Below are 14013 nucleotides of genomic sequence, written 5' to 3'. Positions count from 1 at the left end.
CCTCGGTCGAGGATCCGCGGCCCGTCGCCCCGATCTCATCCGCGCGATGTACGCGCGGCGGCCGACGGGCGGCCGCGCCACCGGGAGGCCCGGCCGCCGGTCAGAAGCCGAGGCGGCCGAGCAGCTTCGGGTCGCGCTGCCAGTCCTTGGCGATCTTCACCCGCAGCGAGAGGAAGACGCGCTTCCCGACGAGCGGCTCGATCTGGGCGCGCGCGACCTGGCCCACGTGCTTGAGCCGCGACCCCTGGGCGCCGATGACGATGCCCTTCTGGCTGTCGCGCTCGACGAAGAGGTTCGCGTAGATCTCGAGGAGCTCCTTGTCCTCGCGCTCGATCATGTCGTCGATCGTGACGGCGAGGGAGTGCGGGAGCTCGTCCTGCACGCCCTCGAGCGCGGCCTCCCGGATGAGCTCGGAGATGCGGGCCTCGAGCCCCTCCTCGGTGACGGCGTCGTCCGGGTAGAGCTGCTCCGAGACGGGCAGGGCCTTCAGCAGCTCGCCCACGAGCGCGTCGAGCTGGATGGCCTCGACCGCGGAGACGGGCACGATCGCGTCCCAGTCCCGGAGCTCCTGCACGGCCAGGAGCTGCTCGGCGACCGCGTGGCGCGACGCGGAGTCCGTCTTGGTGACGATCGCGATCTTGCGGGCGCGCGGGTACTCGTCGAGCTGCTCGTTGATGAACCGGTCGCCCGGGCCGATCCGCTCGTCGGCGGGGATGCACAGGCCGATGACGTCCACGTCGCCGAGCGTGGTCTGCACGAGGGAGTTGAGCCGCTCGCCGAGGAGCGTCCGCGGGCGGTGGATCCCGGGGGTGTCCACGAGGATCAGCTGCCCGTCCGGCCGGTGCACGATGCCGCGGATCGCCTTGCGCGTCGTCTGCGGCTTGGAGCTCGTGATGGCGACCTTCTCCCCCACGAGCGCGTTCGTGAGCGTCGACTTGCCCACGTTCGGGCGGCCGACGAAGGAGACGAAGCCGGCGCGGTAGGCGGGCGCGCCGCCGCGGGGCTTGCGCTTCGGGCGGGCGGCCGCGGTGTCGGCGTCGCGGTCGATGCCCCACGCCTCGTCGGAGAGCGGCGCGGGCGCGGCCGCGTCGGCTGTCGCCTCGGTCCCCGCTCCCGGCGCCGTGTCCGCGGCGGTGGTCGCGTCGTCCGCGGCGTCGTCGTCCCGGGGGTCAGTCATGGTCGTGTCCTCTGCTGGCGGCGGCGCCCGCGGGGGCCGCCTCGTGGTCGTCGTCCTCGTCCGCGCGGTCGCGCTCGACGAGGATCGTGCTGATGCGCGTGCGGCGCCCCTCGACCCGGTCGGCCGTGAGCACGAGCCCGCCGACCCGCACGACGGATCCGCGCTCGGGCAGCCGGCCCAGGGTCTTGGCGAGCAGGCCGCCGGCGCTGTCCACGTCGTCGTCGTCGAGCTCGAGGCCGAACAGGTCGCCGAGCTCGTCGATCGGGAGCCGGGCGCTCACACGGTACACGCCGTCCCCGAGGTCCTCGAACTCGGGCACGTCGCGGTCGTACTCGTCGCTGATGTCGCCCACGAGCTCCTCGATGAGGTCCTCGAGCGTCACGAGGCCGGCGATGCCGCCGTACTCGTCCACCACCATCGCGAGGTGGTTGGACTCCAGCTGCATCTGCCGGAGCAGCGCGTCGGCCTTCTGCGACTCGGGGACGAAGACGGCGGGTCGGGCGAGGTGGTCGACCGTCGTGCGCTCGGCCTCCTCGGGCCGCTCGTAGACCATGCGCGCGAGGTCCCGCAGGTAGAGCACGCCCTCGATCTCGTCCGAGTCGCGACCCGTGACGGGCGCCCGCGAGATGCCGCGGGAGAGGAAGAGCCCGAGGGCGCTGCCGACCTGGGCGGTCTGCTCGACCACGACCATGTCGGTGCGCGGGATCATCACCTCGCGCACCACGGTGTCGTTGAACTCGAAGATGGAGTGGATGAGCTCGCGGTCGTCCTCCTCGAGCACCTCGAGCTCCGTGGCCTCGTCGACCATGCTCAGGAGCTGCTCCTCGCTGGTGAACGTCGCCACGGTCTTGGGCCGGCCGGGCGTGACGCGGTTGCCGAGCGCGACGAGCGCGTCGGCGACCGGGCCGATGGCGACGCGGATCACGCGCACCATGAGCGCCGTCCACGCGAGCAGCGGGCGCGCGTGGACGCGGCCGACGGAGCGCGGGCTGGCGCCGACGAGCACGAATGAGACGGCCGTCATGATGGCCGCGGCGAGCAGCAGCGTGATCCACCACTCGGCGATCGTGTACGCCAGCGCCAGGGTGACGAGCACGGCGGCGCTCGTCTCCGCGATGATGCGCACGAAGCTCAGCGAGTTGACGTAGGCGCCCGCGTCGGTCGAGATCGCGAGCATCGACCGCCGGGCGCGCGACGCGAGCGCGAGCTCCTGGATGTCGGCGCGGGAGAGGGACGAGATGGCCGCCTCGGAGGCGGCGAAGAGGCCGCCGAGGACCACCAGGAGGAAGGCGGGGACGAGGAGGGCGAGCATCGTCGGCGGGTCAGCGACCGCGCTCGCTCATGGCGAACCCGATCAGGATGTCGCGCTGGAGCCCGAACATCTCGCGCTCCTCGTCGGGCTCGGCGTGGTCGAAGCCCAGCAGGTGGAGGATGCCGTGCGCCGTGAGCAGCAGGATCTCCTCCATCGTCGAGTGCCCGGCCGTCACGGCCTGCTCGGCCGCGACCTGCGGGCACACCACGATGTCGCCGAGGAGGCCCGCGGGCGTCGGCCGGTCCTCCGTGCCGGGGCGCAGCTCGTCCATGGGGAAGCTGAGGACGTCGGTGGGGCCGGGCTCGTCCATCCACTGCACGTGCAGCTGCTCCATCGCGCCCTCGTCCACCATCACGATGGCGAGCTCGGCGTCGGGGTGCACGTGCAGGGTGTCCAGCGCGTACGTCGCGAGCCGCTGGATGAGCGGCTCGTCGACCTCCACGGCCGACTCGTTGTTGATCTCGATGCTCATCGGGTGCTCCCAGGGGCGGTGCGGCGCTCGGCGCGGAGGTGGTCGGCGGCCTGGCGCTCCGCGTCGTAGCGCGTGTACGCGTCCACGATGCGGCCGACCAGGGTGTGCCGCACGACGTCGTCGCTCGTGAGGCGGGAGAAGTGGATGTCGTCCATGCCGTCCAGCACGCGCGTGACGAGCTGCAGCCCGCTCGAGCCCGTGGGCAGGTCGACCTGCGTGATGTCGCCCGTGACCACCATCTTCGAGCCGAAGCCGAGGCGGGTGAGGAACATCTTCATCTGCTCGGGCGTGGTGTTCTGGGCCTCGTCGAGCACGACGAACGCGTTGTTGAGCGTGCGGCCGCGCATGTAGGCGAGCGGCGCGACCTCGATGGTGTTGGAGGCCATGAGCTTCGGGACGAGCTCCGGGTCCATCATCTCGTTGAGCGCGTCGAACAGCGGGCGGAGGTAGGGGTCGATCTTGTCGGTGAGCGAGCCGGGCAGGTAGCCGAGCCGCTCCCCCGCCTCGACGGCCGGCCGCGTGAGGATGATGCGCTCGACCTCCTTGCGCTGCAGCGCCTGGACGGCCTTGGCCATCGCGAGGTAGGTCTTGCCGGTTCCGGCGGGGCCGATGCCGAACACGATCGTGCTCTCGTCGATCGCCTGCACGTACTCCTTCTGGCCCTGCGTCTTCGGCCGCACCGTGCGGCCGCGCGACTGCACGATGGCCTCGCTCAGGACGTCGGACAGGGTCCGCCCGTCGTCCTCGCCGAGCCGGCGCGCGCTCGTCTCGATCTCCTGGGGTTCCACGTGCTGTCCGTCCTCCACCATCGCCACGACCTCGTCGATGAGCCGACGGGCCGCGGCCACGTCCGCCCGGGTGCCGACGAGCGTGATCTCGTTGCCGCGGACCCGGACGTCGACGTCCGGGTGCTCGCGCTCGATCTGCCGGAGCAGCCGGTCCTGCGGTCCGAGGAGGCGCACCATGAGCACGCCGTCCATCGTCGCCGTCTGCTCGACGCGGTCCGCCGCAGCCGACGCGCCGCCCCGCGGGTCAGAGCCCGACATGGTCCTCCCGGCCGCCGAAGCCGGCGAGCACGTGGGCGTGAACGTGGAACACGGTCTGGCCGGCGTCGGCGCCCGTGTTGAAGACGAGGCGGAACTGCCCGCCCGCGCGCTCGGCGCCGATGCGCGACGCGACCTCGACGACCTCCGCGAGGAGCGCCGGGTCGCCCGCGGCGAGCTCGACGACGTCGCGGTACGCGGCCGTCTTCGGCACCACCAGGACGTGCACGGGGGCCTTCGGGGCGATGTCCGCGAACGCGATGACGCGCTCGGTCTCCGCGACGATCTCGGCCGGGATCTCCCGGGCGACGATGCGCTCGAAGACGGTGGGCTCTCGGGTCTCGCTCATGCGTCCAGCCTACGCGGCACCCGCGACGTCACCATCGCCCGAGCGCCGCGTTGACGAGCGCCAGCGCGGCGGGTCCCGCGGTCGACGTGCGGAGGATCCCGGACCCCAGCGCGACGGGGATGGCGCCCGCCGCGCGGAGGGCCTCCACCTCGGCCGGGCCGATGCCGCCCTCGGGGCCCACGACGAGGAGCACGTCGGACGCGGCGTCCGCGCCCGTGGCCCCCAGGTCGAGCCGGGACAGCCGCATCGCGGCCGTCGGGTCGAGCACGAGGACGCGGGCGGTCGCGGCCATCCGCACGAGGTCCTTCGTGGTGGCGAGCTCCTCCACCGCGGGCACGCGGGGCCGGATGGACTGCTTCACGGCCTCGCGCACGATCGCCTGCCAGCGGTCGCGGCCCTTGGCGACCTTGGCGCCCTCCCACCGGGAGACCGAGCGCTGCGCCTGCCACGGGATCACCGCGTCGACGCCGAGCTCGGTCGCCGCCTGCACGGCCAGCTCGTCGCGGTCGCCCTTGGCGAGCGCCTGCACGAGCACCACGCGCGGCGACGGCTCGGGGTGCTCCTCGACGCGGTCGACCCGGAGCTCCAGCCGCTGCGCATCCGCGGTCGTGACGGTGCACGACGCGATCGTCCCGCGGCCGTCGCCGACGAGGAGCGCCTCGCCCGCCCGGATGCGCCCCACGGTGACCGCGTGGCGCGACTCCGCGGCGCCGAGCGCGACGACGCGGCCGACGGCCAGGTCGCCGTCGCCGAGGTCGTCCGCCAGGTGGAAGTGCGCCACGGTCAGACGTTGAGGAAGCGGTCGCGGAGCTTCTGGAACAGGCCCTGCTGGAAGTGCGCCAGGTGCGGGGCCGGCGCCTTGTTCCGCTTGGCGAACTGCTGGATGAGGTCGCGCTCCTTGTGGTCGAGCTTCTGCGGCGTGATCACCTGGATGCCGATCTTGAGGTCGCCGCGCCCGGAGCCGCGGAGCTTCGTGACGCCGCGGCCGCGCACCGTGATGATCTCGGCGCTCTGGATGCCGGGGCGGAGCTCGAGGTCGACGTCGCCGTCGAGCGCCTCGATGCGCGCGTCGCTGCCGAGGATCGCGTCGACCATGCTCACCTCGACGGTGGCCAGGAGGTCGTCGCCGTTGCGGCTGAAGACGTCGTGGTGCGCGACCTTGATCTCCATGTAGAGGTCGCCGTTCGGCCCGCCCGCGGGGCCGACCTCGCCGGAGCCCGGCATCTGGAGGCGGAGGCCCGTGTCGACGCCGGCCGGGATGTCGACCGGCACCGTGCGGCGCGCGCGGACGCGGCCCTGGCCGGCGCAGGTGGGGCAGGGGTGCGGGATGACGGTGCCGTAGCCGCGGCAGGTGCCGCAGGGGCTCGACGTCATGACGTTGCCGAGGAGCGAGCGCACCTGGCGCTGGATGCTGCCGGAGCCACGGCAGATGTCGCACGTGACGGCGCTCGTGCCGGGCTGCGCGCAGGATCCGTGGCAGGTCTCGCACACGACGGCCGTGTCGATCTCGAGGTCGCGGTGCACGCCGAAGATGACCTCCTCGAGCTCGACCTCCACGCGGAGCAGCGCGTCCTGGCCGCGCTCCTGGCGCGAGCGGGGACCGCGTCCGCCACCGCCCTGCTGGCCGCCGAAGAACGTCTCGAAGATGTCGCCGAAGCCGCCGAAGCCCTGGCCGCCGCCCCCGCCGAACCCGGCCTGCGGGCCGAGGTCGTACTGCTGCCGCTGCTGCGGGTCGGAGAGCACGTCGTACGCGTGCGTCACGAGCTTGAACCGTTCGGCCGCGTCGGGGGCGTCGTTGACGTCCGGGTGCAGCTGGCGCGCCTGCTTGCGGTACGCCTTCTTGATCTCCTCGGGCGTCGCCTCGCGGCTCACGCCCAGTACTTCGTAGTGGTCAGCCACGTCGGGCCCTTCGGTGGTGATGGTCGTGGGGAACAGGGGCGGTGCGCCGGCGTGCGGGCGTCACCGCTCCTCGAGCAGGCGCGAGAGGTAGCGCGCGACCGCGCGCACCGACGCCATGTTGGTGGAGTAGTCCATGCGGGTCGGGCCGAGCACGCCCAGGCGCGCGAGCACGCCTCCCGACGAGCTGTAGCCGCTGGTGAGCACGCTCGTCTCGCCGAGCCCGAACGGGGCGTTCTCCCGGCCGATGCTCACGGAGACGCCGTGCTGGTCGGCCTCCATCTCGCCGAGCAGGCGCAGGAGCACCACCTGCTCCTCGATGGCCTCGAGGACGGGCGAGATGCTGCCGGGGAAGTCGCGCTCCGTGCGGGCGAGGTTCGCGGATCCGGCGAGCAGCAGCCGCTCCTGGCGGTTCGCGAGCACCTGCTCCACGAGCGTGCCCGCGAGCGCGGAGGCGGCGGCCCGCTGGGCGGGCTCGACCTCGTCGGCCAGGGTCTCGAGGCGCGCGGCCGCCTCGGCGAGGCCGAGGCCGCCGACGGCCGCGTTCACCCGCGTGCGCATGGCCGCGAGGAACTCCTGGTCGGGATCGCCCTGGAGCTCGACGACGCGCTGCTCGACGCGGCCCGTGTCGGTGATGAGCACGGTGAGCACGCGCGTGGCCGACAGCGCGACCAGCTCGACGTGCTTCACGTGGCTCGTCGCGAGCGACGGGTACTGCACGAGCGCGACCTGGTTGGTGAGCTGCGCGAGGAGCCGGACGGTGCGCGCGAGGACGTCGTCGAGGTCGACGGACTGCCCGAGGAACACGTGGATGGCCTGGCGCTGCGCGGGCGTGAGCGGACGCACGTCCGCGAGCTGGTCGACGAAGAGCCGGTAGCCCTTGTCCGTCGGCACGCGCCCCGAGGAGGTGTGCGGCGCCGCGATCAGCTCCTCCTCCTCGAGCAGGGCCATGTCGTTGCGGATGGTGGCGGCCGAGACCCCGAAGGCGTGGCGCTCCACGATGGACTTGGAGCCCACGGGCTCACGGGAGGACACGTAGTCCTGCACGATCACCCGGAGGACGTCGAGTCCGCGTTCCGAGACCATGGCGGCTCCCTCCTGGCACTCGTCGGTTCTGACTGCCAATCGTACCGCGTGGATCCGACCGTCCGGCATTGCCGGTCGCGCGTCGGCGGAGGTAGCGTGGAGGCGCCGGGCGAGGCCGGGCACCACCCACGATCCCGCGCGATCCCCCGGCCTCCCGCCGTGCCGCGCACCGAGAGGCCCGCGATGTCCGCACCCGATCCCCACCCCTACGGAGCCCCCGCCCCCCTGACCCCGGCAGAGGACCGGCTGTGGGCGTCGCTCACGCACTTCCTCGCGATCCTCATCGTGCCGTCGTTCATCGTGTGGCTCGTGTTCCGCGAGCGGGGCCGCTTCACGGACCAGGAGGGCAAGGAGGCGACGAACTGGACGATCAACGTCGCCGGCGCGCTCGTCATCCTCAACGTCCTGCAGGCCGTGTTCGTGGTCATCCCGTTCCTCGGGATCCTCATCTCCGTCCTGCTCGGCCTCGTGATCTTCGCGGTCGTCGTGGTCAACATCGTGTTCGCGATCATCGGCGGCGCCCGCGTCCAGGGCGGCCGACCGTACCGCTACCCGCTCAACATCCGGTGGATCAAGTAGGCGTCACCCGGTGAGCGCCCGGATCCGGCACGTCGCCGTCGACTGCCTCGACCCGCACGGGCTCGCGATCTTCTGGGCGGGCGTCACGGGCTTCGCCGAGGACCCCGACGAGCCCAACCGGCCCGGCGAGGACGCCGCGTGGCTCGGCGACCCCGTGTCCGGCCTCGGGATCATCCTGCAGCGCACGGACGCCCCGAAGACGTCGAAGAACCGCGTCCACCTCGACCTGGCGCCCGACGACCGCACGCGCGACGAGGAGGTCGACCGGGTGCTCGCGCTCGGCGCGACGCTCGTCGCCGACCGCCGGAACGCGGACGGCAGCGGCTGGGTGGTGCTCGCCGACCCCGAGGGCAACGAGTTCTGCGTGGAGCGCAGCGACGCCGAGCGCGAGGCCGGCGACGAGGTGGGCGCGGTCGTCCTCTGACCCGTCCGGGCCGCGCGGCGGTCCGCCAGCCGGTGGTCGTCCCGCGCCGCGTCAGTCCGCGAGGAGGCGGCGCACCACGGCGTCGGCGAGGAGCCGCCCCGACAGGGTGAGCACGAGCGTGCCCGCGAGGGCGGCGCGCGGATCCACGAGGCCGTCGGCGATGAGCCCGGCGACCTGGCGGCGGCCCTCGACCGTGAGGGTCGGGATGGCCAGGCCGTCGCGGATCCGCGCCCCCAGCAGCACGCGCTCGACCTCGCGCGTGGCGTCGTCGAGCGTCTCGCGGCCGGCCCCGGGCGAGGCCCCGGCGAGCACGCGGTCGGCGTAGGCGGCCGGGTGCTTCACGTTCCACCAGCGGACGCCGCCGACGTGGCTGTGCGCGCCCGGGCCGACGCCCCACCAGTCGTGGCCCTGCCAGTAGGCGAGGTTGTGCCGGCTGCGGCGGCCGCCGCGGGCCCAGTTGCTCACCTCGTACCACTCGTAGCCGGCCTCGCCGAGCATGCGGTCGGCGAGCTCGTACATGTCCGCCTGGAGGTCCTCGTCGGGCTCGGGCACCTCGCCGCGTCGGATCTGCCGCGCGAGCTTGGTGCCGGGCTCCACGATGAGCGCGTAGGCGGAGAGGTGGTCGGGCTCCTGGGCGATCGCCTGCTCGAGCGAGGCGCGCCAGTCGTCGATGGTCTCCCCCGGCGTCCCGTAGATGAGGTCGAGGCTCACCTCGAGGCCGGCGGCGCGGGCGCCGCGGACGACAGGCGCGATGCGCGCGGGGTCGTGCGTGCGCTCGAGCGTGGCGAGCACGCGGGGCACGGCGGACTGCATGCCGAACGAGACGCGCGTGAAGCCGCCCGCGGCGAGAGCGGCGAGGTAGGCGTCGTCGACGCTGTCGGGGTTCGCCTCGGTCGTGACCTCGGCGCCCTCGGCGATGCCCCACGTCGCCCGCACGGCGTCGAGCATCCGCACCAGGTCCTCGACGGGCAGGAGCGTGGGCGTGCCGCCGCCGAGGAACACGGTGGACGCGGGGCGCGCGGGGACGCCGGAGGCCCGGAGCGCGGATCCCGCGAAGCGCAGCTCCTGCACGGCCTGCGACGCGTAGTCCGACTGCTTGACCCCGCGGAGCTCGGGCGCCGTGTAGGTGTTGAAGTCGCAGTACCCGCAGCGCACGCGGCAGAACGGCACGTGCAGGTAGACGCCGAACGCGCGCTCGTCGGCGCCCTCGGCGGCGGAGGCGGGCAGCAGGCCGTCGGCGGGGGCGGGATCGGCGAGGGGCAGGGCGGACGGCATCCGTCCATCATCCCCCGGCGGGGAGGGCGGTCCGCGCAGCGGGCTCCGGCAGGATGGGCGCATGACCGACGCCCCCTCGCCCCGGCCCCTCCACGTCCTCTGGGACGTCGACGGCACGCTCCTCCACAACAGCCCGCGCTCCGGCAGCATGTACCACCGCGCGATCGAGCTGGCGGCCGGCGAGCCGCTCGAGGACCGCACGGTGCACGCGCACGGCAAGACCGACGGGCAGATCATCTGGGAGACCCTCGACGTCTACGGCCTGCCGGAGTCCCTGCACGCGCCGGTGCGGCAGCACCTCGAGGAGCTGTCGCGCGTCGAGCACTACGGACCCGGTCGGCGCACCATCCCGGTCGGCGTCCCCGAGCTGGTGACCGACGTCGCCGCGCGGGGGTGGGTGAACGCGCTGCTGACGGGCAACTCGCCGCTCCGCGCCCGGTACAAGCTCGACGGCGCCGGGCTCGACGTGGATCTCTTCGACTGGGACGCGTCCGCGTTCGGGCACGAGGCCAGGATCCGCAGCGACCTCACCCGGCGGGCCGCGGCCGAGCTCGTCGGCGCGCCCGTCGTGATCATCGGCGACACCCCCGCGGACGGCGTGGCCGCCGAGGCGGCGGGCTTCCCGTACGTGGCCGTCGCGACCGGCGCCTACGACGTGGACGCGCTGCGGGCGCCGGACGCGCACGCCGCGCTCGTCGTGCCGGACCTCCGCGCCGGGCACGATGAGGTCCTCGCGTTCCTGGACGGGCTCGCCGCGCGCTGAGCCGGGCGACCGAGGGTCCGGATCGCGCCGTCCCCCGGGATCAGGCGGAGGCGACGGCCGGGTGCAGCGAGCGAAGGTAGCGGCGCGTGAAGACGCCCTGGACGACGCGCAGCACGGGGCTCGCGAGCCGCAGCGGCCACGAGGCCGGCCGGGAGAAGACGCGGAGGGTGAGCCAGACGCTGCCGTCGGGCTCGCGCGAGACGAGGAACGCCTCCTCGCCGCTGAAGGGGTGGCCGGGCAGCGTGCCGTAGGCGAAGCCGACGCGGTCGGCCTCCTCGACGGTGTACACGACGCGCACCGGCGCCTCGGGGTGGAGCGGGCCGAACGGCATGCGGAGCACGGCCGAGGTGCCCGACGTGATCCACGCCGTGCCGTCGTCGCCGTACAGCGCCTCGCGCGGGCGGTCGGCGGGCGCCTGCGGCACGCCGTCCTCGTCGAACTCGAGCCCGCGGTAGCCGGGCTCGTCCGGCACCTCCTGCTCGATGCGCGTGACGTCGATGCCGCTGCCGCGCTGCACCCCCCATGTCATGAGGAGGGCGACGGCCTGCTCGAAGCGCTCGTCGCCGCTGCCCAGACGGGCGCTCGCCTCGGAGGGGCGGTAGCCCTCGGGCGGGTAGGTCATGAGGTCGACGGCCTGGGTGCCGCCGACGGAGCCGTACGTGACGGCGGTCGCGGTGTAGGTGCTGCGGCGCATGCGGATCAGACTACGGCGTGGGGCTGCGAGACCCCGGCGGAGGACCCGGACGACGTCCCGCGTGCGAGCCCGCCCGGCGCCCCTCGACGGACGCCCACCCCCGATCTGGGGTCCGCCGGAGGCCCCGGTCATCCGTGCGGATGACGCCGGGGCGGGTGCCCTCATCCGGGCGCTGTAGTCCCGGTCAGAAGCGTTATCCGTCCGTGACCCGGGGTTCTCTTCCGCGTCTTCCCGGGCAGATAGCTTTCAGCCATGGCCGGTTCGACCGGCTCAGGGGAACGTCAGCTCACGCGTCGTCGAACCGGTCCGCTCGCGGGTCGGAGATGGTCGAGGCGCGGATGCGACGCCGCCCGGCATCCACTCCCATCACCCCTCGACCACCGCGTCGACCATCGGAAGGCCACCGTGAACCGCTCCATCCCCGCCCTCGTCCTCGCCGGAGCCATCGCGCTCGGAGGCGCCCTCGTCGCCACGCCGGCGCAGGCCGCGCCGGGTGACGGCACCTACTACTCGATCCCCGCGTCGTCCAACCTGTTCCAGGTCGACGTCGCCGACGGGCAGTCGCGCCTGCTCGTGGCCACGTACGACGAGTGGAGGGCGGACGGATTCCCCGCGCCCCGCCCGGCCGCCGTCGACTACGTGAAGTACACGTGGGGCGACACCATCTACCAGGACGTCACCGTCGAGGACATCTCGTTCTCGACACTGGTCGACTACCCGACCTGGCGCTCCCTGGGCTTCCCCTCGCCTCGGACGAACCAGCTCGCCGCGGACTCCACGGTCCGCGCGTACACGGGCTCCGACGAGCTCTTCGTGTGGGAGGGCCTCGGCCTGAGCGACAACTTCATCGTGCACAAGCTCACGTTCGCCGAGTACGCCCACCTCGGCTACCCGAGTGTCGACGACGAGTCGGAGCCCGCCTTCCGCAAGCTCTCGTGGAACCCCAACATCGTCGGGCCGGTGGACCAGACCGGCCGCATCGGCGTCGTCGACTTCGGGACGTGGGACTTCTTCGCCCGGCCGACGCCGCAGATCGTGAAGTCCTTCGACGGCGACCGGTTCTGCAAGGCCGCGGGCTCCGCGGACATCCGCTACGTCGGCATCGCGGCGCCGAAGGGCGTGAAGCTCAGCTACGCCCAGTGGCGCGAGGCCGGATTCCCCGCTCCCGGACGCTGCTGATCCCCGGGCGGGCAGCCGACCGGCTGCCCGCCCTCCCGTTCTCCCGTTCTCCCTCCTCTCCTCATCCCGTCTCCTGCTCCTCCCCCCTCGCCTCGGAAGGCCACCGTGAACCGCTCCATCCCCGCCCTCGCCCTCGCCGCAGCGCTGCTGCTCGGGGCTGCGCTCCCCGCAGCATCCGCTGCGCCGGCGAGCGCAGCACCCGCAGGGACCGTCGTCTACTACTCGAACCCGTTCGACGACACGCTCATCGCCGTGCGACCGGGCGACACCTCGCTCGACCCCTCCGGCGCCACCTTCGACGAGTGGCGTACCGACGGATTCCCCACGCCCGTGCCCGCGACGGTCACCTACATCGGCTACTCCTGGGAATCGACGATCTGGGCGGACCAGACCTTCGGCCGCTTCTCGTCCACCACCATGCTCGACTTCGACCGATGGACGCACGCAGGCCGGCCCGCGGCGCGCGACGACCGGCTCGCCCACCAGCACGAGATCATCCGATACGACGGATCCGACGAGCTCTTCGTCCTCGAGGGTGCCTCGTTCACCGACGAGCCCGGCTTCCACAAGCTCACCTTCCGGGAGTACGCGCACCTCGGGCAGCCGCCCGTGGACCGCGTGGAGGCGACCACCTTCCGGAAGCTCGCATGGCTCCCCGCCGTCGTCGGACCGAAGGACTTCACGGGCGAGGTCGGTGTCATCGACTTCGCCGCGTGGGACTACTACGCCCGCCCGACGCCGCAGATCGTGAAGTCCTTCGACGGCGACCGGTTCTGCAAGACCGCGGGCTCCGCGGACATCCGCTACGTCGGCATCGCCGCGCCGAAGGGCGTGAAGCTCAGCTACGCCCAGTGGCGCGAGGCCGGGTTCCCGGCACCCGGACGCTGCTGATCCCCGGGCGGGCAGCCGACCGGCTGCCCGCCCTCCCGTTCTCCCCTCTCCCTCCTGCTCCTCCCACCTGAATCCCCCTCGCCTCGGAAGGCCATCGTGAACCGCTCGATCCCCGCCCTCGCCATCGCCGGAGCCCTCGCGCTCGGCGGCGCCCTCGTCGCCACGCCGGCGCAGGCTGCCCCGAAGCACCAGGCCTACTACTCGGTCCCGTTCAGCGGCGACCTCTACGTCACGGAGTCCTACGAGGGAAGTCGCTACTCGGCGCCGGCCTACTTCGACGACTGGAAGGCGGACGGCTTCCCGAAGCCCGCCGCGGCGACCGTGGCCTACCGCGGCTTCACCTGGTCTCCGGACATCTACGCCGACATCCAGACGGAGCCGGGTGCCGTGTCGACGCTCGGACTGTCGTACTCGCAGTGGGCCTCCGCAGGCTCGCCCGCGCCGACGAAGAACGTGCTGCCGGCGGCTTCGAGCCTCTACAAGTACAGCTACTCGGACGAGCTCTTCGTCTCCGTCCTGAGCTTCGCCGATGACGTGCCGGTCAATCACAAGCTGACCTTCGCCGAGTACTCCGCGTTGGGTCGTCCGACGCCGACCGTGAGCTCCGACAGCTTCCGCAAGCTCGGCTGGTTCCCGGCAATCGTCGGTCGCACCGTGCCCTCCTACGACATCGAGGCCATCGACTACGACATCTGGGAGTACTGGGGCAAGCCGACGCCGCAGATCGTGAAGTCATTCGACGGCGACAGGTTCTGCAAGGCCGCGGGTTCCGCCGACATCCGCTACGTCGGCATCGCCGCGCCGCAGGGCGCGAAGCTCAGCTTCAGCCAGTGGCGCGAGGCGGGTTCGCCCGCCCCCGCACGCTGCTGATCA

The 14013-nt window shown here is 72.9% G+C and carries 16 protein-coding genes; 6 read left to right on the top strand and 10 right to left on the bottom strand.

Annotated elements, in window-relative coordinates; translation table 11 throughout:
* Positions 1-100: 100 nt before the first annotated feature.
* Genes era through hrcA form a run of 8 tightly spaced genes read right to left on the bottom strand, consistent with a single transcriptional unit; the run spans position 101 to position 7335 of the window.
* On the bottom strand, positions 101-1177 hold the full coding sequence (gene era, locus FGG90_RS03895; RefSeq protein WP_094130252.1) for a GTPase Era: 1077 nt from the start codon (positions 1175-1177) through the stop codon (positions 101-103).
* Entirely contained in the window at positions 1170-2489 is a 1320-nt protein-coding gene (locus FGG90_RS03890; protein ID WP_094130255.1) for a hemolysin family protein, read from the bottom strand. Before FGG90_RS03890 ends, era begins: the two co-directional genes overlap by 8 nt.
* Before the next feature lie 10 nt (positions 2490-2499).
* Positions 2500-2961: an rRNA maturation RNase YbeY gene (ybeY, locus tag FGG90_RS03885; RefSeq protein WP_012299081.1), complete on the bottom strand. Its 462-nt coding sequence runs from the start codon at positions 2959-2961 to the stop codon at positions 2500-2502.
* On the bottom strand, positions 2958-4007 hold the full coding sequence (locus FGG90_RS03880; protein WP_094130258.1) for a PhoH family protein: 1050 nt from the start codon (positions 4005-4007) through the stop codon (positions 2958-2960). Before FGG90_RS03880 ends, ybeY begins: the two co-directional genes overlap by 4 nt.
* On the bottom strand, positions 3994-4353 hold the full coding sequence (locus FGG90_RS03875; protein WP_094130261.1) for an HIT domain-containing protein: 360 nt from the start codon (positions 4351-4353) through the stop codon (positions 3994-3996). Before FGG90_RS03875 ends, FGG90_RS03880 begins: the two co-directional genes overlap by 14 nt.
* 28 nt (positions 4354-4381) lie before the next feature.
* Positions 4382-5134 carry a 16S rRNA (uracil(1498)-N(3))-methyltransferase gene (locus tag FGG90_RS03870; RefSeq protein ID WP_094130263.1) on the bottom strand — a complete coding sequence of 251 codons (753 nt, stop codon included), beginning with the start codon at positions 5132-5134 and terminating at the stop codon, positions 4382-4384.
* Positions 5135-5136: 2 nt separating this feature from the next.
* Positions 5137-6252 (bottom strand): molecular chaperone DnaJ, encoded by a 1116-nt coding sequence (gene dnaJ / locus FGG90_RS03865; RefSeq protein ID WP_094130266.1) that lies wholly within the window; start codon positions 6250-6252, stop codon positions 5137-5139.
* Positions 6253-6312: 60 nt separating this feature from the next.
* Positions 6313-7335, bottom strand: a complete 1023-nt coding sequence (hrcA, locus tag FGG90_RS03860; protein WP_094130269.1) for a heat-inducible transcriptional repressor HrcA — start codon at positions 7333-7335, stop codon at positions 6313-6315.
* A 183-nt stretch (positions 7336-7518) separates the two neighbouring features.
* On the opposite strand from hrcA, the gene FGG90_RS03855 reads away from it, so the two are divergent.
* On the top strand, positions 7519-7914 hold the full coding sequence (locus FGG90_RS03855; RefSeq protein WP_086518641.1) for a DUF4870 domain-containing protein: 396 nt from the start codon (positions 7519-7521) through the stop codon (positions 7912-7914).
* A gap of 10 nt (positions 7915-7924) precedes the next feature.
* Positions 7925-8338, top strand: a complete 414-nt coding sequence (locus FGG90_RS03850) for a VOC family protein (RefSeq protein ID WP_094130272.1) — start codon at positions 7925-7927, stop codon at positions 8336-8338.
* A gap of 51 nt (positions 8339-8389) precedes the next feature.
* Here FGG90_RS03850 and hemW read toward each other — a convergent pair whose 3' ends face one another.
* Positions 8390-9613, bottom strand: coding sequence for a radical SAM family heme chaperone HemW (gene hemW / locus FGG90_RS03845; RefSeq protein WP_094130275.1), 1224 nt, complete (start codon positions 9611-9613; stop codon positions 8390-8392).
* Positions 9614-9674: 61 nt separating this feature from the next.
* Here hemW and FGG90_RS03840 point away from each other — a divergent pair, with 61 nt between their 5' ends.
* On the top strand, positions 9675-10376 hold the full coding sequence (locus tag FGG90_RS03840; RefSeq protein WP_094130278.1) for an HAD family hydrolase: 702 nt from the start codon (positions 9675-9677) through the stop codon (positions 10374-10376).
* A gap of 40 nt (positions 10377-10416) precedes the next feature.
* Here the strand turns inward: FGG90_RS03840 and FGG90_RS03835 are convergent, their stop codons facing one another.
* Entirely contained in the window at positions 10417-11070 is a 654-nt protein-coding gene (locus FGG90_RS03835; protein ID WP_094130281.1) for a DUF1990 family protein, read from the bottom strand.
* A gap of 405 nt (positions 11071-11475) precedes the next feature.
* On the opposite strand from FGG90_RS03835, the gene FGG90_RS03830 reads away from it, so the two are divergent.
* From FGG90_RS03830 to FGG90_RS03820, 3 genes are all read left to right on the top strand, one after another.
* On the top strand, positions 11476-12249 hold the full coding sequence (locus FGG90_RS03830; protein ID WP_094130284.1) for a hypothetical protein: 774 nt from the start codon (positions 11476-11478) through the stop codon (positions 12247-12249).
* A 105-nt stretch (positions 12250-12354) separates the two neighbouring features.
* Positions 12355-13140 (top strand): hypothetical protein, encoded by a 786-nt coding sequence (locus FGG90_RS03825; protein WP_094130286.1) that lies wholly within the window; start codon positions 12355-12357, stop codon positions 13138-13140.
* A gap of 96 nt (positions 13141-13236) precedes the next feature.
* Complete coding sequence (locus tag FGG90_RS03820) at positions 13237-14010, top strand: hypothetical protein (RefSeq protein WP_165771406.1); 774 nt, start codon at positions 13237-13239, stop codon at positions 14008-14010.
* Positions 14011-14013 lie beyond the last annotated feature (3 nt).

Source organism: Clavibacter michiganensis subsp. tessellarius (genome assembly GCF_021922985.1).
Taxonomy (GTDB): domain Bacteria; phylum Actinomycetota; class Actinomycetes; order Actinomycetales; family Microbacteriaceae; genus Clavibacter; species Clavibacter tessellarius.
This window is presented reverse-complemented; position numbering and strand designations above follow the sequence as displayed.

Coding starts and splice junctions, on each gene's coding strand:
- era (WP_094130252.1), bottom strand. CDS start 1,177: ATGACTGACCCCCGGGACGACGACGCCGCGGACGACGCGACCACCGCC.
- FGG90_RS03890 (WP_094130255.1), bottom strand. CDS start 2,489: ATGCTCGCCCTCCTCGTCCCCGCCTTCCTCCTGGTGGTCCTCGGCGGC.
- ybeY (WP_012299081.1), bottom strand. CDS start 2,961: ATGAGCATCGAGATCAACAACGAGTCGGCCGTGGAGGTCGACGAGCCG.
- FGG90_RS03880 (WP_094130258.1), bottom strand. CDS start 4,007: ATGTCGGGCTCTGACCCGCGGGGCGGCGCGTCGGCTGCGGCGGACCGC.
- FGG90_RS03875 (WP_094130261.1), bottom strand. CDS start 4,353: ATGAGCGAGACCCGAGAGCCCACCGTCTTCGAGCGCATCGTCGCCCGG.
- hrcA (WP_094130269.1), bottom strand. CDS start 7,335: ATGGTCTCGGAACGCGGACTCGACGTCCTCCGGGTGATCGTGCAGGAC.
- FGG90_RS03855 (WP_086518641.1), top strand. CDS start 7,519: ATGTCCGCACCCGATCCCCACCCCTACGGAGCCCCCGCCCCCCTGACC.
- hemW (WP_094130275.1), bottom strand. CDS start 9,613: ATGCCGTCCGCCCTGCCCCTCGCCGATCCCGCCCCCGCCGACGGCCTG.
- FGG90_RS03840 (WP_094130278.1), top strand. CDS start 9,675: ATGACCGACGCCCCCTCGCCCCGGCCCCTCCACGTCCTCTGGGACGTC.
- FGG90_RS03835 (WP_094130281.1), bottom strand. CDS start 11,070: ATGCGCCGCAGCACCTACACCGCGACCGCCGTCACGTACGGCTCCGTC.